The organism is Streptomyces sp. NPDC101225, from assembly GCF_044767585.1.
Lineage (GTDB): Bacteria > Actinomycetota > Actinomycetes > Streptomycetales > Streptomycetaceae > Streptomyces.
The window spans coordinates 80,481-99,297 of sequence record NZ_JBIWOE010000022.1; the positions used below are offsets into that span (position 1 = coordinate 80,481).

Consider the following 18,817-nt stretch of genomic DNA (forward strand, 5'->3'; position numbering starts at 1 on the left):
CCCTTCGCAGCAACCCCGTGAGGAGACCGACAGATGCTGGACATCGCCGAGGAGCTGAACCGGTGGGTCGAGCAGGGACGTGACTTCGCCGTGGCCACCGTGGTGGCCGTCGGCGGCAGCGCGCCCCGCCGGCCCGGCGCCGCCCTCGCGGTGGACGCCGACGGCACGGCGATCGGCTCGGTCTCCGGGGGCTGCGTGGAGGGTGCCGTGTACGAACTGTGCCAACAGGCGCTCCAGGACGGCGACACCGTCCTGGAGCGGTTCGGGTACAGCGACGAGGACGCCTTCGCGGTCGGACTGACCTGCGGCGGCATCATCGACATCCTCGTCACGCCGGTACGGGCCGAGGATCCCGCCCGTCCGGCGGTCGCGTCCGCGCTCGCCGCCGCCGCCCGTGGGGAGGCGGCGGCGGTGGCGCGGATCGTGGCCGGACCCGCCGAACTGCTGGGCCGGGCGCTCGTGGTGCGCCCCGACGGCTCGTGGCAGGGCGGCTTCGCCACCCACCCCGAACTGGACCGCACGGTCGCGGCGGAGGCCGGTGCCTTCCTGGACGCCGGGCGCACCGGCACCCTGGAGATCGGCGAACAGGGCTCGCGCTGCGGCGCCCCGCTCACGGTCCTGGTCGAGTCGTCCGTGCCCGCCCCCCGGATGATCGTGTTCGGTGCGATCGACTTCGCGTCGGCGCTGGTGCGGATCGGCACGTTCCTGGGTTACCGGGTGACGGTCTGCGACGCGCGCCCCGTCTTCGCGACGAGGGCACGCTTCCCCGAGGCCGACGAGATCGTCGTCGAGTGGCCCCACCGGTACCTGGAGCGGACGTCCGTGGACGCCCGCACCGTCCTGTGCGTCCTCACCCACGACGCCAAGTTCGACGTGCCGCTGCTCCGGCTGGCGCTGCGCCTGCCCGTCGCCTACGTCGGCGCCATGGGCTCCCGCCGCACCCACCTGGACCGCAACGAACGCCTCCGTGACGTCGGCGTGACGGAGCTGGAACTGGCGCGCCTGCGCTCCCCGATCGGCCTCGACCTCGGCGCCCGTACGCCCGAGGAGACGGCGCTGTCCATCGCCTCGGAGATCGTCGCGAACCGCCGGGGCGGCTCCGGCGTCTCCCTCACCGGCGCCCACACGCCGATCCACCACGACACCACCGCGGTGCCGGTGGGACGGATCGGGTCGGTGGCCTGAGCGGTACGGCGCGGCCTGCCCCGCGGACTCGCCCGGATCACCGCGCGCGGCGCCGCGCCGGCGCCGGCGGGTTCACGGACCGTTCGAAGGCATCGGCCCAGGACCTTCCGGGCGCCTCACTCCGTCCTGAGGAGGCGGTTCGCCGCCCGGCCGAACATCGAGCGGGCCACCGCGCCGAGGAGGGGGTCGGCGAGGCGGGGGAGGAAGGAGACGGCGAGTTCCTCGCGCCAGACCACCCGGCTGCGGCCCCCCGGTCCCGGGCGGACCTCGATCTCGGCCCAGCCGGTGACGACCCGGCCCCGCTTCTCCAGCCGGCACAGGCCCCCCTCCGTCTCGGTCGGCGGGCGCCAGACGGTGACCTCCATCGGGTCGTCGAAGGCGAGAGGCCAGATCCCCGAACGGGCCACGACGAGCGTGCCGACCCGGGTCGGCTCCGGCGGGACCACGCTGACCCGGGTCAGCGGGACCACGTCGCCGTGGCGGCGCCACCGGGTGAGGCGGCGCCACGCCTCGTCGAGGGGGAGCGGTGCCGTGCGTTCGAGAAGGAAGTTGACCACACGACGAATCGTAGGCAATCCGCGCCGCACGCAGCGATGTTCACCCGCACGTCATGCGCTTGGGCGAGCGCGCGGGCGCCGCCGCCGACGCCCCGGCGGCACCCCCGTACCGCACGGCCTCCGGCGGATCACGCGGTGCGGTAGAGGTGGTCCATCACCGAGACGGTGTCGGCGGCGCTGCCGACCTGCAGCGGCGACGTACGGAAGCGTCCGCCCACGACCACCGTGGGCTCCTCGACCACCTGGTAGCGCTCCCGGAGCGCGGGCGCCGCCTTGACCTCGGCGTCGACGGCCTTGGACCGGTAGGCGGTGCGCACCGCGTCCACGTCGAGCCCCCGCGTGGCCGCCCAGGCCAGCACCCGCCGCTCGGTGGTCAGGTCCTGGTGCTCGTCGCGTACGGCGCGGAAGACCGGGAGCGCCTCCCGCTCCGCGAGGCCGAGCCGGTCGAGGGTGTAGAACAGGCGGGCGTAGGCGAGCTGGTCGGGGTGGTCCGTCCAGGCCGCGGGGATGCGCACCACCTTCACCCGCGGGCTCTGCCGAGCGGCCCACTTCTCCAGCGGCTTCTCGAACGCGTAGGAGTCCGGGCAGTCGTACCAGAACACCTCCACCACCTGGCGGGCGCCGACACCGGTGACCGGGTGCTTGAGCCGGAAGTACTGCTCGCCCTCCTTCGGGCCGCCGGAGGCGGCGCCGAGCAGGCAGGTCAGCACGGTCGTCAGCGCCAGCAGGCGCATCGTCTTCTTCATGGCGGCCACCCTGGCGCCCCGCTACCCCGCGCGCCCCGCTGACACACGCGAGGTCGCCCGTTCGGCCGCCCGCGGCGTGGCGCCGGGCGCCGCCGTCAGAGCCAGCCCCGCCGCTTGAAGATCACGTAGAGGCTGAAGCAGACCACGCCCATCAGGCCGATCGCGAAGGGGTAGCCGAAGCCCCAGCTCAGCTCCGGCATGTCGTGGAAGTTCATCCCGTAGATCGTGCCCACCAGCGTCGGCGCGAACAGGATCGCCGCCCAGCTGGAGATCCTCTTGATCTCCTCGTTCTGCTCGAACCCCGCCTGCGCGAGCGCCCGCATCTCCGCGTTCTGCTGCTGGGTGACCAGCGTCGCGTTCACCGTGAGGATGTCGGCCAGGGCCTGGCGGAAGCCGTCGACGCGCTCGCTGGTGTGCGTGACGTGGTCGGCGACGTCGCGCAGATGGCGCTGGAGCTCCTCGTCCGTGCCGTACTTGGAGAACCCGGCGATCAGCCCGTGCAGCATGCCGACCAGGGGGCGGGTGGCGCGCTGGAACTCGACCATCTCGCGGGAGAGTTCGTAGATGCGGCGGGAGACCTCGGGGTCGCCGCGGAAGACCTCGGTCTCGATCTCGTCGATGTCGTTCTGGACGCCGGCGACCACCGGCGCGTACCCGTCGACGACCGCGTCGAGAATGGCGTACAGGACCGCCTCCGGACCGAGCTTCAGCAGGTCCGGGGAGTCCTCCATACGGTGGCGGACCGCGGAGAGGTCGGGGGCGGCGCCGTGCCGGACGGTGATGAGGAAGTCGGGGCCCACGAACACGTGCAGCTCGCCGAAGTCGACCTCCTCGGGGGCGTCGAGATAGCGGGCCGCGCGCAGGACCACGAACAGGGTGTCGCCGTAGCGCTCCAGCTTCGGGCGCTGGTGGGCCTCCATCGCGTCCTCGACCGCCAGCGGATGCAGGTCGAACTCGGCCGCCAGGGAGAGGAGTTCGGCGTCGGTGGGACGGGCCAGGCCGATCCACGCCATGCCGGAGGGCTGGTCGCGCAGTTCGCGGTAGGTGTCGGCGAGGGTGGCCGGCGAGGAGACGCGGACGCCGTCCCGGTACAGCGCCGCCTGGACGACGCTGGCCACCTCCGCCGGCTCCGCGGACGCCGGCACGGCCGCGGGCGGCGCGGTCTTCGACGACGGCGGCTGCGGCGGGGCCGGCGCGCGGCGCCAGACGGACCTGCGCCCGTTCGCGTGCTCCGGACGGGCGCGTCGCTCGGACATGCGGCTGCCTCCCGGTTCGTGCCTGCGGCCTGCGTGATCCCGGGCAGGATATCCGGGCCGTGCGAACGCGCGGTGGCCCGCGCGTCCGGGATCCGGTGAGAGTTGCGGACAGCAGGTGTCCGCAAGGACGGCTAGCGTGCGGAGCATGACGAAGCCGAGCAGGCCGAGGACGACGACCGCGACGAGCCCCGTGCTCACCACCCGCGCGCTCAACCGCGCAACCCTGCAACGGCAGTTGCTGCTGCACCGGTCACCGCTGGACGCGAAGGCGGCCGTGTCGCATCTCCTCGGGCTGCAGGCGCAGAACGTCAAGCCGCCCTACTACGCGCTCGCCGCCCGGCTCGACGGCTTCCTCCCCGAGGACCTGTCCGCGTTGATGGCGGACCGCGAGGTCGTCCGCATCGTCACCCTGCGCTCGACCATCCACACCCACACCGCCGACGACTGCCTCACCCTGCGCCCGCTCGTCCAGCCGGCCCGCGACCGCGAACTGACCGCCTTCCGCAAGGGGCTCGCCGGTGTCGACCTCGGCCGGCTCGCCGCGCTCGCCCGTGAGCTGGTCGAGGCCGAGCCGCGCACCATGAAGGAGCTGCGCGAGGCGCTGCTGGCCGAGTGGCCCGGCGCCGACCCGCAGTCCCTCGGCATCGCCGCCCGCTGCACGCTCCCGCTCGTCCAGGTCACCCCGCGCGGCCTGTGGGGCAGGAGCGGCCAGGTCGCCCTGACCACCGCCGAGCACTGGCTGGGCCGGCCCGCCGAGGCGGCGCCGGACGTCGACGCGACCGTCCTGCGCTACCTCGCCGCCTTCGGCCCCGCCTCCGTCAAGGACATGCAGACCTGGGCCGGGCTGACCCGGCTGCGCGAGCCCTTCGAGCGCCTGCGCCCCCGGCTGGCCGTCTTCCGCGACGAGAACGGCGTCGAGCTCTTCGACCTCCCCGACGCCCCCCGCCCCGACCCGGACACCCCCGCCCCGCCGCGCTTCCTGCCCGAGTTCGACAACCTGCTGCTCTCGCACGCCGACCGCACCCGGGTCGTCCCCGCCGCCTACCGGGGCCGCAGCTGGGTGGGGAACGTGGTGCACCGCACCTTCCTCCTCGACGGCTTCCTGGCCGGGGTGTGGAAGCTGACGGACGACGCGCTCGTCATCGAGCCCTTCGGCACGCCCGGCGGGCGCGAGCGGGAGGAACTGGCCGAGGAGGGCGCGCGGATGCTCGCGGCCATGCATCCGCAGGCGTCGTACGACATCCGGTTCGGGACCGTGATCCCGCGGGGCTGACCGGCGCCGCGGCGGGCGTCAGTCGGCGCGGCCCGTCACCGCCACCGTCAGGCCCAGCCCGATCATCGTGAACCCGCCCGCGCCGCCGATCAGCGACAGTCGTCGGTCGGAGCGGGCGAACCAGGCGCGGGCCGCCGACGCGGTCAGGCCCCAGAGGGTGTCCGTGACCAGGCCGATCGAGATCGGGATCAGGCCGAGCAGCAGCATCTGCACGGGAACGTGGCCCGCCGGGTGGTCGACGAACTGGGGGAGCACGGCGGCGAAGAACACCACCCCCTTCGGATTGGTGACCCCGACCAGCACACCGTCCAGCACGGTGCGCAGATCACCCCGCGCCGGCTCGTCCGAACGGGTGCTGATGGCCGACGCCTTCAGCTCCCTGCGGTGCCGGAAGGCGTGCACGCCCAGGTACACGAGGTAGGCGGCGCCGGCGAGTTTCACCGCCAGGTAGACCGTCAGCGAGCGCTCCACCAGCGAGCCGATGCCGACCGCGACCGCCACCACCAGCAGGTACGAGCCGAAGACGTTGCCGATCGCCGTCGCCACGGCGGTGCGTCGGCCGTGGGCGAGCGCCCGGCCGATGACGAACAGCACGCCGGGCCCCGGGATCACGATGACCAGAAGGGACATCACGGCGAAGGCGAGGAGACGGTCCGTGGACATCATGCGTATCACTCCTGTCCGGGCGCTCATTGAAACAGGGCCCGCCTGCTCCCCGCCAGGGCCTGTCGCGACAGGCCCTAGAGTCGGGTCCATGGAACTGCGGCAGCTCGCCTGCTTCGTCACGGTCGCCGAGGAGCTGCACTTCGGACGGGCGGCCGAGCGTCTGCACATCGTCCAGTCCGCGGTGAGCATGCAGATACAGCGTCTGGAACGGGAGCTGGGCGCCGAGTTGTTCGACCGCACCCCGCGCCGCGTACGCCTCACCGCGGCGGGGCGGCGCCTGCTGCCCGAGGCGCGCACGGTACTGGCCGCCGCCGAGAAGGCGCGTGCCGCGGTCGTCCCGCCGCCGGGCCTCAGGCTCGGCACCGGCAGGGGGGCCGGCACGCGCCCGGACCGGGTGCTCGCCGCGTTCGCCCTGCGCGCGCCGGACGTGCCCGTGGAGCTGTTCGCCCTCCCGGCCGGCGAACGGCTGGCCCGGGTCGCGGACGGGCAGCTCGACGCCGCGTTCGTCCGGGCCGTCGAGCCCGTGCCGGGCGTACGCGTCCTGCCCCTGTGGCCCGACCCTCTGCTGGCCGCGCTCCCGGCCACGCACCCGCTCGCCGGGCGCGCGGAGATCGGCATCGGGGAACTGGCCCGGCTGCCGCTGAGCCTCACCGAGCGGCGCAACAACCCCGCCCTGGTCGACCTGGTCCACGGCGCCTGCCGCGAGGCCGGCTTCGATCCGCTGCCCGGAGGGGCGGGCGGCTCGCTGCGCGAGAGCCTCGCCGCCGTCGGGACGCGGCCGTCGTGGACGGTCGTCTACGCCGCCCACGCGCGCGTGCTGCGCAGTCCCCGCGTCGCCTTCGTGCCGTTCCGGGCGCCGGGCCTCTCGGTGCCGACGGGCCTCGCCGTGTCCACCGCCGCCCCGCCCCCGCACCTGGACGCCCTGCTGCGGGCCTGCGGCGACCACGAGAGCTGATCCGCGGGCCGGTGGCGGGCACTGGAAAGGGGGCGCTGCGGGCGGCTCGTGGTAGCCCGCAACGCCCCCTTGTCTCTCACCTGAGGGGTGCTCAGGAGTCCTTCCGGGTCACGTGCCGATCTGCTCGGTGACCAGGTCGGAGAAGGTGGTCAGCCGGGTGTAGACACCCGGGTAGCCCGCCTCCGCGCACCCTTCGCCCCAGGAAGTGATCCCTGCCAGGACGCCCCCGATGAGCAGGGGACCGCCGCTGTCGCCCTGGCAGGTGTCCACGCCGCCGGAGGAGTATCCGGCGCAAACCATGTCGGACTGGACGAAGTCCGAACCGTAGGAGCTCTGGCAGCCCGAGTCGGCCACGACGGGGACGGTCGCGGTCCGCAGCTGGTGGGAGGAGCTGCCGTTCTCCGAGGTGGTGCCCCATCCGAGGATGCGGGCGGTGGTGCCGGCCGCGTACACCGAGGTGTCCGCGGACGTGACGTACTCGGCCGCCGTGTACGGCATCGGCGTCGAGAGCGTCAGTACGGCGACGTCGTCGCCCCGGGTGGCATCCGTGTAGTCGGGGTCGACCCAGATCCCGCTGACCTCGCTGACGGTGCCGTCGGTGCCGTTGAGGTAGGTGCGGCCGCCGACGACGCGGACGGCGCCGGGAGTCTCCCCGGCCATGCAGTGGGCTGCGGTGACCACCTTGGTGGCCGAGACGAGGGTGCCGCCGCAGAACTGGTTCTGCGAGGCGTCGGTGATCTGCATGACGAAGGGATAGGCCGTTGTGGTGGTGGTCGTGCCGCCCACGATGGGCTGGGGCGCGGCTGCCGCGGACGGCGCGCCGAGCAGTGCGGTGGCGGCCGCCGAGGCGGTCGCGGCCACGACTGCGGCTGCCGGTCTGGCACGGGTGAGCCCGAACATGAGTCTCCTCAACGGGGGTTGCCGGTGGGGGGTCGCACGGGTGGGGGCGTAGCACGGGGGTCGCGGGACCGACCCCCGTATGCCCGGGCGAGCGGCACGTCCATCACGCTAGGACCCAGAACCCCGGCTCCCAATGAGGGAACCCCCTAGCGGGTTGGGGTGAGGGAAAACCCTCGGTCCGCCTCAGTTAACCTGGCGCGCCGTCACTTCGCGCGCCGTGCGGCGGCCAAACGGACGATGTCCACACGCGAGCGGATCCCCAGCTTGCGGTAGACCCGGGTCAGGGTCGCCTCGACGGTCTTCACGCTGATGAACAGCCGGGCGGCGATCTCCCGGTTGGTCGCGCCCTCCATCACGAGCGCGGCGACCTGGCGTTCCATCGAGGCGAGACCCTCCAGCCCCTCCGACGTGGCCGCGGGGGCGATCGGTTCCACCCGGCTCGCCGCGGCGGCCGCCTCCACCTGGCGCAGCCACGGCAGCGCCCGGCAGCGCCGGAACAGCCGGGCCGCCTCGTCGTACGACGTCGGTCCCGGGCGACCGGGGCGCAGCGACGCCAGGGCGAACGCGGCTCGTGCCTCCTCCAGGCCGTACCCCAGTTTGCCGAGCCGGTCCTGTGCCGACGTCAGCTGGGCGAGCGCGGCCTCGTGCTCCCCGCGCGCGGCCCGCACCAGCGCCTCGGCACGGTCCAGCACCCCGAGCACGCTCTCCCGCCCGAGCCGCAGCGCGTGGGCGCGCGCCACGTCGAGGAGGTGCTGCGCCTCGTCGAGCTCGCCGGTCCGTACGAGCGCCTCGGCGAGGTCGCCGTGCCAGCGTCCGCGGGCCGGGTCGGTGATGCCGAGCCCGCGCTCCAGCTCCCGCACCCGGCGCAGCGAGCCCACCGCGCCCACGCTGTCCCCGGCCACGAGCTGGGCGTGCCCGAGCGCGGTCAGTCCCCGCGAGACGTACATCAGGTCGCCGGCCTGCTCGGCCTGCTCCACCGCCTCCCGCGCCAGCGCCAGCGCCCGTTCCGGGTCGCCGCCCGAGGCCTCGGCGAGGGAGTCGAGCACGGCCGAGGGGATCTCGCCGATCCCGGAGTCACGGGCCAGCCGCATGCTCTCCCGGGCCAGGTCGAGGGCCCGGCCGCAGTGCCCGGAGCGCAGTTCGGTCTCGGCGAGCAGGCGCACGAAGTGCACCTCGCTCTCGACCATGCCGCGCCGGCGCACCTCGCGCAGCAGGGCGTTGACGGTGCTGCGGGCCTCGGGCAGCTGGTCGCTCATGATGAGCCAGCGGTAGCGGGTCGCGCCCGTGCCGTTGTGGTGGCAGGCGACCTGCGGGTCCTGGGGCTCCTTGAGCGCGCGCTTGATGGTCGCGGGGGCGTCCGGGTGGCCCATCAGGTTCTCGGTCTGTGCCTGGAAGGCGAGCGCCAGGAGCTCGGTGCGGCGGTCGCCGGCGCGGGCGGCGAGCTCCGCCGCGTGCGCGGCCTCCTCCCGGCCCTCCGCGAAGTCGCCCTCCACGACCAGCCCGCGCCAGGCCAGCTGGTAGTGGACCAGGGCGAGCAGCCCCGCGTCGTCGCCGGCGTCGGCGAGCGCCTGCGGGTAGACCGTGTCGACGTCGCCGAGCGCCTGCCCGGCCGCCTCGATGACGACCATCCAGGCCCGCACCCGGTCCGCGGCGGCGGTGGCCCGGGTCAGCACGTCGCGGGCGATGTCCCGGGCGAGGTCCACCTCGCCGGCGGTGATCGCGTCCTCGGCGGCCTGGAGCCGGCGCTCGTCCGGGCCCGGCTCGTCGGCGGCGGGGGTGTGCCGGGCGGCGAGCAGCCCGAGCGAGGCGGCGACCGAGGGCGCCCCGCGGTCCCGGGCCAGGGCGGCGGCCTCGGCGAGCCGGGCGGCCGCCTCCGGGTCGGTGCCGGTGGTCGCGAGGGCGAGGTGGCGGGCCCGCTCGATCGGGTCCGAGGCCGCCGTGGACAGCGCGGCGTGCGCGGCGCGCCGCTCCTGCGCGGGCGCCTCCGCGTACAGCGCGGCGGAGACCAGCGGGTGCGCGAAGCGTACGGCGGGGCCCTCCGGTTCCGTTGCCAGCAGCCCGAGTTCGGCCGCCTGGACCGTCTCGGCCTCGGCGTCGTCCCGGCCGGCCGCGTGCAGCAGGGCCAGCGTGGGCCGGGCGCCGGCGCTGGCCACCAGGAGCGTGCGGCGGGCCTCGTCGGAGAGCAGGTCCAGCCGGTTCAGCACGAGGGTGCGCAGCGAGGTGGGCACCGGCAGCGGCTCGCCGGGCCGCGGCGGGGTCGGGTTCTCGGCCAGGGCGCGGCCCAGTTCGAGGGCGAAGAGCGGGTTGCCGCCGCTGGTGCGGTGGATGTCGCGGACCGTGGAGCGGGGCAGGCCGGTGTAGCCGCGGTGGTCGAGGAGGGCGGAGACCTGGCCGCGGGAGAGCGCCCCGATCCGCACGGCCAGGGTGTCGGGCGGCGTGGCGCGCAGATGGCGGTCGTACTCCTCCTGGCCCTCGGTGCGCACCGCGCACAGCAGCTGCACGGGGGTGTCGCCGAGGCGGCGGGCGGCGAAGCCGAGGAGTTCGGCGCTCGCCGAGTCCAGCCACTGCAGATCGTCGGCGACGAGCAGCACGGGGCCCTCGGCGGCCAGCGCCCGCAGGACGGAGAGCACGGCCAGGCGCAGGGCGAGGCCGTCGCGCTGGAGGGTGGACTCGCCGCGGCCGGTGAGCGCCGACTCCAGGGCCGTGCGCTGGGCGGCCGGGAGCTTGCCGGAGACCTCGTCCGCGACCAGCCCGAACAGGTCCGCCAGCGCCAGGAACGGGAGATGCGATTCGGACTCGGTGGCGGAGCAGCGCAAGACCGTACGCGCGGCCGTCCCGTAATCGGTGGCCAAAGCCCGCAGAGCGGTCGACTTTCCTATTCCGGCGGGACCGTGGAGCAGGACGCTGCCGCCGCGGGCGAGCTGCTCACGCGCCGCGTTCAACGGCTCCGCCCGGCCGATGACCAGGTCGGGGCGGCATCGGGCAGGCTCCTTGAAGTCCCCTCGCACGGTCCGCTCCCCTCCACGTGTCGTGTCCCCACCAAATTCTAGGCAATGTCTCTTTGAAATCCGGACGGAAGAGGTGGTGAGGGATATAACAATGGTGTCGCATGGGGAAATTCAAAGGTCGGTGGCAAGAATAGATGACCTTCGGCGTGGCGCCCCCCGGCTACGGCAGCAGCCCGGTGCGACGCGCCGCGGCGACCGCCTCCCCCCGCGTGTGCGCGCCCAGCTTGCGCATGGCCGACCGCAGGTAGCTCTTCACGGTCTCCGGGCGCAGCCCGAGCCGCTCCGAGGCGGCCGCGTTCGTGGCGCCGGCCGCGACGCAGGCGAGCACATCCAGCTCGCGCGGGGCCAGGCGCACCTCCCCGCCGGCCGCCTCCGGGGTCAGCAGGTCGCACGCGTCGAGCAGCTCCGCGCGCACGGCCGGGTCCGCGATCCGCGGCGCCAGCGCGCGCAGGGCCGCGTGCGCCTCCCGCACCTGCTCCCAGGCGGCGCCCGCGGCGGCGTCCGGTGCCCGCCCGGCGCGGGCGGCCGCCGCCAGGCTCCGCGCCTCGTCCCCGACGGCCAGCGCCTGCTCCACGTCCCGCGCCACCACCATCGCCGCGTCCAGCGTGCGGTCCCCGAGCGGCTGGGCGGTGCGCAGGGCACCGTAGAGCACACCCCGTACCCGGCGCCGCACGACCACCGGCACCGCCAGGATCGACCGCAGGCCCTCCGTGGCGACCGGGATGTCGTACTCGTGGCTGATCTGCGGCGACGAGCTGTAGTCCGTGACGGCGCACGGCCGGGCGAGTGCGACCGCCCGGCCGCCCAGGCCGTTTCCGGAGCTCACGGGCAGTCCGCTCAGCGCGAGCGTGGCCGCGCCGTTGAGTTCGCTGATGCGCACGTGGTGCCGGCCCGCCTCCACCAGTCCGCCGAAGGCCACGGGCAGCCCGGTGGCGCGCCGCAGCCGCACCAAGGCGTTGCGTATCTCGACCGCTGAGGCCGCGTCTGCTGTCACCTGCTCGCCCTTTCCTGCAGCACACACCCCCGTTCGGGGGTAGTGAGACCTGCATCACGGATTACACGATGGCAGAGAGCCGCCCGGCAATGGTCCGGCACGAGGAGGACAGATGACGACGGCGACGGAGCTCTTCCGGGGCGCCCGGGATTTCCTGCTGCAGCACCGCGAGGACTACACGAAGGCCTACGAGGGGTTCAGCTGGCCCCGGCCCGAGCACTTCAACTGGGCGCTCGACTGGTTCGACGTCATCGCCGAGGGCAACGACCGCACCGCACTGCACATCGTCGAGGAGGACGGCAGCGAGGTCCGGGTCACCTTCGCGGAGATGTCCGAGCGCTCGGACCGGGTGGCCCACTGGCTGCGCGACCGGGGCGTCGGGGCCGAGGACCGCGTGCTCGTCATGCTCGGCAACCAGGTCGAGCTGTGGGAGACCGCGCTGGCCGCGATGAAGCTGCGGGCCGTGGTCATCCCCGCGACCCCGCTGCTCGGGCCGGGCGACCTGCGCGACCGCGTCGAGCGCGGCCGGGTCAGGCACGTCGTGGTGCGGGCCGAGGACGCGGCCAAGTTCGACGACGTGCCCGGCGCCTACACCCGCATCTGCGTCGGCCCACTGCCGGTGGAGGGCTGGCAGCCGTACGAGGACGCCTACGCCGTCGTCCCCGCCCCGTTCCTCCCGGACGGCCCGACGCTGGCCGACGACCCGCTGATGCTGTACTTCACCTCGGGCACCACCGCCCGCCCCAAGCTGGTCGAGCACACCCACACCTCGTACCCGATCGGCCATCTGGCCACCATGTACTGGATCGGGCTCATGCCCGGCGACGTGCACCTCAACATCTCCTCGCCCGGCTGGGCCAAGCACGCCTGGTCCAACCTCTTCGCGCCCTGGAACGCCGAGGCGACCGTCTTCATCCACAACTACACGCGCTTCGACGCGGCCCGGCTGCTGGCCGAGATGGACCGCGCGGGCGTCACCACCTTCTGCGCCCCGCCGACCGTGTGGCGCATGCTCATCCAGGCCGACCTGACCCAGCTGCGCGCCAGGCCGCGTGAGGCGGTCGCCGCCGGCGAGCCGCTGAACCCGGAGGTCATCGAACAGGTCCGGCGTGCCTGGGGCGTCACCATCCGGGACGGCTTCGGGCAGACCGAGACGGCCGTGCAGGTCGCCAACAGCCCCGGCCAGCGGCTCAAGACCGGATCCATGGGGCGGCCGAGCCCGGGGTACAAGGTCGAGCTGCTGGACCCGGTGACGGGCGCGCCCGGTGCCACGGAGGGCGAGATCTCCCTCGACCTGTCGGCGCGGCCCGTGGGCCTGATGACCGGCTACCACGGCGACCCGGAGCGCACGGCGGAGGCGATGGCCGGCGGCTACTACCGCACCGGCGACATCGGCGCGCGGGACGCCGAGGGCTACATCACCTACGTCGGCCGCAGCGACGACGTCTTCAAGGCCTCCGACTACAAGATCAGCCCCTTCGAGCTGGAGAGCGCGCTGCTGGAGCACGAGGCGGTGGCCGAGGCCGCCGTCGTGCCCGCCCCGGACGAGGTGCGGCTCGCCGTGCCCAAGGCGTACGTGGTCCTCGCCGAGGGCTGGCAGCCCGGGCCCGACACCGCGAAGGTGATCTTCGAGCACGCGCGCGAGGTGCTCGCCCCGTACAAGCGCATCCGCCGGCTGGAGTTCGGGGCGCTGCCCAAGACCGTCTCAGGCAAGATCCGCCGCGTGGAGCTGCGCGAGGCGACCGCCGCCGGTTCGCAGCAGGAGTACCGCGAGGAGGACTTCCGGTGAGTGAGCTGTCGTACACGCACGGGACGAGCGGGACCGTCCTGCTCGGGGACACCATCGGCGCCAACCTGGACCGGACCGTCGCGGCCTGGCCCGACCGCGAGGCGCTCGTCGACGTGCCCTCCGGGCGGCGCTGGACGTACGCCGAGTTCGGCGCGGACGTCGAGCGGCTCGCGCGGGCGCTGCGCGCGAGCGGCGTCGCCAAGGGGGACCGGGTGGGCATCTGGGCGGTCAACTGCCCGGAATGGGTCCTGGTCCAGTACGCCACCGCCCGCGTCGGCGCGATCATGGTGAACATCAACCCGGCCTACCGCACCCACGAGGTCGAGTACGTCCTGAAGCAGTCGGGCGTCTCGCTGCTGTTCGCCTCGCTCAGCCACAAGACGAGCGACTACCGGGCGATGGTCGACGCAGTGCGCGGCCGCTGCGCCGAGCTGCGCGAGGTCGTCTACATCGCCGACCCGAGCTGGGAGGCGCTGCTCGGGCGCGCGACGCCGGAGGTGACGTACGAGGCGCTGTCCTGCGACGACCCCATCAACATCCAGTACACGTCGGGCACCACGGGCTTCCCCAAGGGGGCCACCCTCTCCCACCACAACATCCTCAACAACGGCTATTTCGTGGGTGAGTTGATCGCCTACAGCGAGCAGGACCGGATCTGCGTGCCGGTGCCCTTCTACCACTGCTTCGGCATGGTGATGTGCAACCTCGCCGCCACCTCGCACGGCGCCTGCATCGTCATCCCGGCCCCCTCCTTCGAGCCGAAGGCCACTCTCGACGCCGTGCAGCAGGAGCGCTGCACCTCCCTCTACGGCGTGCCGACGATGTTCATCGCCGAGCTCGGCCTGCCCGACTTCGCCGGCTACGACCTCACCTCGCTGCGCACCGGCATCATGGCGGGCTCGCCCTGCCCGGTCGAGGTGATGAAGCGGGTGGTCGCCGAGATGCACATGGAGGAGGTCTCCATCTGCTATGGCATGACCGAGACCTCGCCCGTCTCCCTGCAGACCCGGATGGACGACGACCTGGAGCACCGCACCGGCACGGTCGGCCGCGTGCTGCCGCACATCGAGGTGAAGGTCGTCGACCCGGCCACCGGCGTGACCCTGCCGCGCGGCGGCGCGGGTGAGTTGTGCACCCGCGGCTACAGCGTGATGCTCGGCTACTGGAACGAGCCCGAGAAGACCGCCGAGGCCGTCGACGCCGGCCGCTGGATGCACACCGGCGACCTGGCGACGATGCGCGAGGACGGCTACGTCGAGATCGTCGGCCGCATCAAGGACATGATCATCCGCGGCGGCGAGAACATCTACCCGCGCGAGATCGAGGAGTTCCTCTACGGCCACCCGAAGATCCGGGACGTCCAGGTCGTGGGCGTGGCGCACGAGCGGTACGGGGAGGAGGTCCTCGCCTGCGTCATCCCCCGCGACCCGGCCGACCCCCCGACCCTCGAGGACGTCCGCGCCTACTGCGAGGGCCGTCTGGCCCACTACAAGGTCCCGAGCCTGCTCCAGGTCCTGGAGGCCTTCCCGATGACCGTGTCGGGCAAGGTGCGCAAGGTGGAGCTGCGGGAGAAGTACGGGGACTGACGTCCCGTTGCGGGCGGGCCGGTCGGCACTCGGCGACGCCACCGGTGCTCAGGCGCCGGTGGCGTCCAGTTCGTCCGCCGGGCCGTTCACCGGCTGCGGGGTGCCCGTGAGGGCGAGGACGAACAGGGGCACGCCCAGGGTCTCGGCGCGGGTGTGGGCCTCGTCGGCGTAGCCCGCCAGGGAGAAGTAGACGCAGTCCGCCGACTCCGTCATGGCGGTCAGCCACAGGCACTCCACGTCGCGCGGCGAGGCCGGCCGCGCGGTCGGGTCGACCTGGGCCACCAGGCCGCGCGCGGCGAGGCCGATGCCGGACGGGGGCCGCTGGTCGGCGCGGCGGATGTCCCGGTAGCCGAGCCAGCGCAGATACACGGCGGTGGCCGTCACCGCGTCCCGGGCGGTGTGGATGGTCACGGGCCGGAAGCGGGAGCGCGGGCGTTCGGGCCGGGTGGCCGTCTTCGCCGCGCCGGCCGTCTCCGCCATCGGCACGCGCAGCAGGATGCCGCACGGGCAGCCCAGCTCCGGCCGCGGCCACTGGTCGCCGCGGCCGCACGCGGCGCACCGCAAAGTGACCCAGCCCTCTTCCCAGGACTCGTGGGAGACGGCCGTCGCGCTCCCGTGCCGGTCCAGCGCGGGCACGACACGGGCGCCGCAGACGCAGCGGTAGGACGGCGCCGTGTAGTGGTGTGCGCGCCGGCAGGCCGGACAGCGCACCGGGACGCTCTCGGACATGGCTCTCATCGTCCTCCTGCGGGCGCCCGCTTGTCCGTCTCTTGACTGCCTTCCTTCCCCCTCCTACATTTGATTCCAGATAGTAGAAGAAACTTTCCGCATAGTGGAATAGCGCGGAAAGCATGGAGAAGCCGACACGGAAGAGCCACCGCGGGGCGCGCCGGGAGTGCGAATCCGACAGCCGAAGCAGGAGTACTCGATGGCACGTATGACCGCTGCCCGCGCGGCAGTTGAGATCCTCAAGCGCGAGGGCGTCACCAACGCGTTCGGTGTGCCCGGCGCGGCGATCAACCCCTTCTACGCGGCGCTCAAGGCCGCCGGCGGCGTCCACCACACCCTCGCCCGCCACGTCGAGGGCGCCTCGCACATGGCCGAGGGCTACACGCGTACGCACCCGGGCAACATCGGCGTCTGCATCGGCACCTCGGGCCCGGCCGGCACCGACATGATCACCGGTCTGTACTCCGCCACCGGCGACTCCATCCCGATCCTGTGCATCACGGGCCAGGCCCCGACCGCCGTGATCCACAAGGAGGACTTCCAGGCCGTCGACATCGCCTCGATCGCCAAGCCGGTCGCCAAGATGGCGGTCACGGTGCTGGAGGCCGCGCAGGTGCCCGGCGTCTTCCAGCAGGCCTTCCACCTGATGCGCTCGGGGCGCCCCGGCCCGGTCCTGATCGACCTGCCGATCGACGTGCAGCTCACCGAGATCGAGTTCGACCCGGAGACCTACGAGCCGCTGCCCGTCTACAAGCCGGCCGCGACCCGCGCCCAGATCGAGAAGGCGATCGTGCTCCTGAACGAGTCCGAGCGTCCGCTGATCGTCGCCGGCGGCGGGATCATCAACGCCGACGCGGCCGAACTGCTGGTCGAGTTCGCCGAGTTGACCGGCACCCCGGTCGTCCCGACCCTGATGGGCTGGGGCGTCCTGCCCGACGACCACGAGCTGAACGCCGGCATGGTGGGCCTGCAGACCTCGCACCGCTACGGCAACGCGACGTTCCTGGAGTCCGACTTCGTGCTCGGCATCGGCAACCGCTGGGCCAACCGCCACACCGGCAAGCTGGACGTCTACACGGCCGGCCGCACCTTCGTGCACGTCGACGTCGAGCCCACCCAGATCGGCAAGATCTTCGCCCCCGACTACGGCATCGCGTCGGACGCGAAGGCCGCGCTGGAGCTGTTCGTCGCGGTGGCACGGGAGTGGAAGGCCGCGGGCCGGCTGCCCGACCGCGCCGCCTGGGCCGCCGCCGCGCAGGAGAAGAAGGCGACGCTCCAGCGCCGTACGCACTTCGACGACATCCCGATCAAGCCGCAGCGCGTCTACGAGGAGATGAACAAGGCCTTCGGGCCGGAGACCCGGTACGTCTCCACCATCGGCCTCTCGCAGATCGCCGGCGCCCAGATGCTGCACGTCTTCAAGCCGCGGCACTGGATCAACTGCGGCCAGGCGGGCCCGCTCGGCTGGACGATCCCGGCCGCGCTGGGTGTCGCCACGGCCGACCCGGAGGCGCAGGTCGTCGCCCTCTCCGGCGACTACGACTTCCAGTTCATGATCGAGGAACTGGCGGTCGGCGCGCAGCACAAGATCCCCTACGTCCACGTCCTGGTCAACAACTCCTACCTGGGACTGATCCGCCAGGCGCAGCGGGCGTTCGAGATCGACTTCCAGGTCAACCTGGAGTTCGAGAACATCAACTCGCCCGAGCTGGGCGTCTACGGCGTCGACCACGTCAAGGTCGCCGAGGGCCTCGGCTGCAAGGCGATCCGGGTGACCGACCCGGCCGAACTGGGCGCGGCCCTGGAGCAGGCCAAGAAGCTCGCGGCCGAGTTCCAGGTGCCGGTGGTCGTCGAGGCGATCCTGGAGCGCGTCACCAACATCTCCATGTCGACCAGCAACGACATCGGCAACGTGACCGAGTTCGAGGAGATCGCGACCGAGCCGGGGCACGCCCCGACCTCGATCAGGACGCTGAAGGTCTGACCGGCCGAACGCGGAAGAGGGGCGGCCCGTCCGGTCGGACGGGCCGCCCCTTCGCGCGTGCCGGGGCCGTCACACCGAGCCGCAGCTCGGGCCGCCGCCGCTGCCGCAGGAGGCGCCGGGCAGTTCACGCTCCGTCGTGCCGCCCCGGCCGGTCAGCCCCGCGTCCCGGGCGAAGCGCGGTACGAGGGCCGTCAGCGCCCGGTCCCCGTACAGGGCGACGGCGAACAGGATCTCCTCGGCCGGCAGGCCGGCCCGGTCCGCGGGCAGCGGATGCCGGTCGCGCAGCTCCTTCAGCCGTCTGCGGGCGGCGCCGGTGCGGCCGGGCGGGAAGGACCGCAGCAGCCCGCCGGAGCCGAGTGCGGAGCGTGCCTGGGCGAGCGCCGTGCGCACGCCCCGGCGCTCCAGCAGCTGGCCCATGCCCGCGGGCCGGTGGAGCGCCGCGTGCACGGCCTTGGCCAGCGGTGCGAGGGCGGCGCCGGTGGCCGGTCCCGAGGCCCGCATGGTGCCCGCCCGGCCCGCGCGGACCACGCCGCGCAGATGCAGATCGAGCACGGCGACCGTGACCGCGGCCCGGCGGCCGCCCCGTATCAGCGCCACGTCGTGCGGCTCCAGCACGACCGTCGTGGACCTGGCTGGCCATCGCACCCCCCTCGCGGAGCCCGCCGCCCCCGTGCCGGCGGGCTCCGCGTGACAACAATGTGCCCTTCCCCGGGGGCGGTTGAAGCCTCTTGAACCGTGTTCAGAGCTTCATTTGAGGATGGCGTAGACGTCCTACGTCCGGGGGCGTACGCGCGCGCTCACGCCTGCTCGTGGTGTTCGGACAGGCCGGGCCAGTCGTCGGGCCCGCCGCCCTGCCACTCGATGAGCTCGCTGCCCTCGACGTCGGTGACGTACAGGTCGGCCAGCCGCAGGATCTCGCTCACGTCGTCCACGTGTGTGGCGATCCCCAGCGTCTCGTCGCCCTCCGTGACCCGCCGGGACCCGTCCAGGGCCGGCGAGTGCACCACGATGTGCGGATGCCGCGGTGGATGTGTCATGCCTTCAGACTCCTGCGAAAGCAGGCGCTTCGCACCCCGGTGCACCGGATCGGGGGGCGGGGGGGGGGGCGCCCCCCCCCCCCCCCCGCGGGGGGGGGGGGGGGGGGGTGGGGGGGCCCCCCGGGGGGCGGGGGGGGGGGGCCCGGCGCTTG

General features: G+C 73.5%; 16 protein-coding genes. 6 read left to right on the forward strand and 10 right to left on the reverse strand.

The features are described from left to right. Window positions 1–33 precede the first annotated feature (33 nt). Window positions 34–1,185 (forward strand): XdhC family protein, encoded by a 1,152-nt coding sequence (locus ACIRPX_RS27665; RefSeq protein ID WP_404199940.1) that lies wholly within the window; start codon window positions 34–36, stop codon window positions 1,183–1,185. Between the two features lie 116 nt (window positions 1,186–1,301). On the opposite strand, the gene ACIRPX_RS27670 is transcribed toward ACIRPX_RS27665, so the two are convergent. From ACIRPX_RS27670 to ACIRPX_RS27680, 3 genes are all read right to left on the reverse strand, one after another. Next, a complete protein-coding gene (locus ACIRPX_RS27670; protein WP_404199943.1) occupies window positions 1,302–1,742 on the reverse strand; it encodes an SRPBCC family protein in 441 nt (146 codons plus the stop codon). A 128-nt stretch (window positions 1,743–1,870) separates the two neighbouring features. Continuing rightward, window positions 1,871–2,488 carry a thiol:disulfide interchange protein DsbA/DsbL gene (locus ACIRPX_RS27675; RefSeq protein WP_404199946.1) on the reverse strand — a complete coding sequence of 206 codons (618 nt, stop codon included), beginning with the start codon at window positions 2,486–2,488 and terminating at the stop codon, window positions 1,871–1,873. Window positions 2,489–2,583: 95 nt separating this feature from the next. Next, entirely contained in the window at window positions 2,584–3,744 is a 1,161-nt protein-coding gene (locus ACIRPX_RS27680) for a magnesium and cobalt transport protein CorA (RefSeq protein ID WP_404199949.1), read from the reverse strand. A 145-nt stretch (window positions 3,745–3,889) separates the two neighbouring features. Here ACIRPX_RS27680 and ACIRPX_RS27685 point away from each other — a divergent pair, with 145 nt between their 5' ends. After that, the gene (locus tag ACIRPX_RS27685) at window positions 3,890–5,017 is read left to right on the forward strand and encodes a winged helix DNA-binding domain-containing protein (protein ID WP_404199952.1); all 1,128 of its coding nucleotides are present in this window, start codon (window positions 3,890–3,892) and stop codon (window positions 5,015–5,017) included. 18 nt (window positions 5,018–5,035) lie between these two features. On the opposite strand, the gene ACIRPX_RS27690 is transcribed toward ACIRPX_RS27685, so the two are convergent. Beyond that, entirely contained in the window at window positions 5,036–5,683 is a 648-nt protein-coding gene (locus ACIRPX_RS27690) for a LysE family translocator (protein WP_404199955.1), read from the reverse strand. Window positions 5,684–5,771: 88 nt separating this feature from the next. Between ACIRPX_RS27690 and ACIRPX_RS27695 the strand changes: the two genes are divergently transcribed. Continuing rightward, window positions 5,772–6,638 carry a LysR family transcriptional regulator gene (locus ACIRPX_RS27695; RefSeq protein ID WP_404199957.1) on the forward strand — a complete coding sequence of 289 codons (867 nt, stop codon included), beginning with the start codon at window positions 5,772–5,774 and terminating at the stop codon, window positions 6,636–6,638. Between the two features lie 108 nt (window positions 6,639–6,746). Here ACIRPX_RS27695 and ACIRPX_RS27700 read toward each other — a convergent pair whose 3' ends face one another. From ACIRPX_RS27700 to ACIRPX_RS27710, 3 genes are all read right to left on the reverse strand, one after another. Continuing rightward, on the reverse strand, window positions 6,747–7,538 hold the full coding sequence (locus tag ACIRPX_RS27700; protein WP_404199960.1) for a S1 family peptidase: 792 nt from the start codon (window positions 7,536–7,538) through the stop codon (window positions 6,747–6,749). Between the two features lie 203 nt (window positions 7,539–7,741). Continuing rightward, window positions 7,742–10,546: an AAA family ATPase gene (locus ACIRPX_RS27705; RefSeq protein ID WP_404199962.1), complete on the reverse strand. Its 2,805-nt coding sequence runs from the start codon at window positions 10,544–10,546 to the stop codon at window positions 7,742–7,744. A gap of 160 nt (window positions 10,547–10,706) precedes the next feature. Then, on the reverse strand, window positions 10,707–11,540 hold the full coding sequence (locus ACIRPX_RS27710; protein WP_404199965.1) for a response regulator transcription factor: 834 nt from the start codon (window positions 11,538–11,540) through the stop codon (window positions 10,707–10,709). A gap of 112 nt (window positions 11,541–11,652) precedes the next feature. Between ACIRPX_RS27710 and ACIRPX_RS27715 the strand changes: the two genes are divergently transcribed. Further along, complete coding sequence (locus ACIRPX_RS27715; protein ID WP_404199967.1) at window positions 11,653–13,329, forward strand: AMP-binding protein; 1,677 nt, start codon at window positions 11,653–11,655, stop codon at window positions 13,327–13,329. Further along, window positions 13,326–14,915, forward strand: a complete 1,590-nt coding sequence (locus tag ACIRPX_RS27720; RefSeq protein WP_404199970.1) for an AMP-binding protein — start codon at window positions 13,326–13,328, stop codon at window positions 14,913–14,915. Before ACIRPX_RS27715 ends, ACIRPX_RS27720 begins: the two co-directional genes overlap by 4 nt. Window positions 14,916–14,963: 48 nt before the next feature. Here ACIRPX_RS27720 and ACIRPX_RS27725 read toward each other — a convergent pair whose 3' ends face one another. Beyond that, on the reverse strand, window positions 14,964–15,644 hold the full coding sequence (locus ACIRPX_RS27725; RefSeq protein WP_404199972.1) for a hypothetical protein: 681 nt from the start codon (window positions 15,642–15,644) through the stop codon (window positions 14,964–14,966). Between the two features lie 199 nt (window positions 15,645–15,843). Between ACIRPX_RS27725 and gcl the strand changes: the two genes are divergently transcribed. Further along, window positions 15,844–17,628, forward strand: a complete 1,785-nt coding sequence (gcl, locus tag ACIRPX_RS27730) for a glyoxylate carboligase (RefSeq protein WP_404199975.1) — start codon at window positions 15,844–15,846, stop codon at window positions 17,626–17,628. 69 nt (window positions 17,629–17,697) lie between these two features. On the opposite strand, the gene ACIRPX_RS27735 is transcribed toward gcl, so the two are convergent. Beyond that, window positions 17,698–18,273, reverse strand: a complete 576-nt coding sequence (locus ACIRPX_RS27735) for a TIGR04222 domain-containing membrane protein (RefSeq protein WP_404199978.1) — start codon at window positions 18,271–18,273, stop codon at window positions 17,698–17,700. Between the two features lie 152 nt (window positions 18,274–18,425). Next, on the reverse strand, window positions 18,426–18,665 hold the full coding sequence (locus tag ACIRPX_RS27740; RefSeq protein WP_404199981.1) for a hypothetical protein: 240 nt from the start codon (window positions 18,663–18,665) through the stop codon (window positions 18,426–18,428). Window positions 18,666–18,817: the final 152 nt, after the last annotated feature.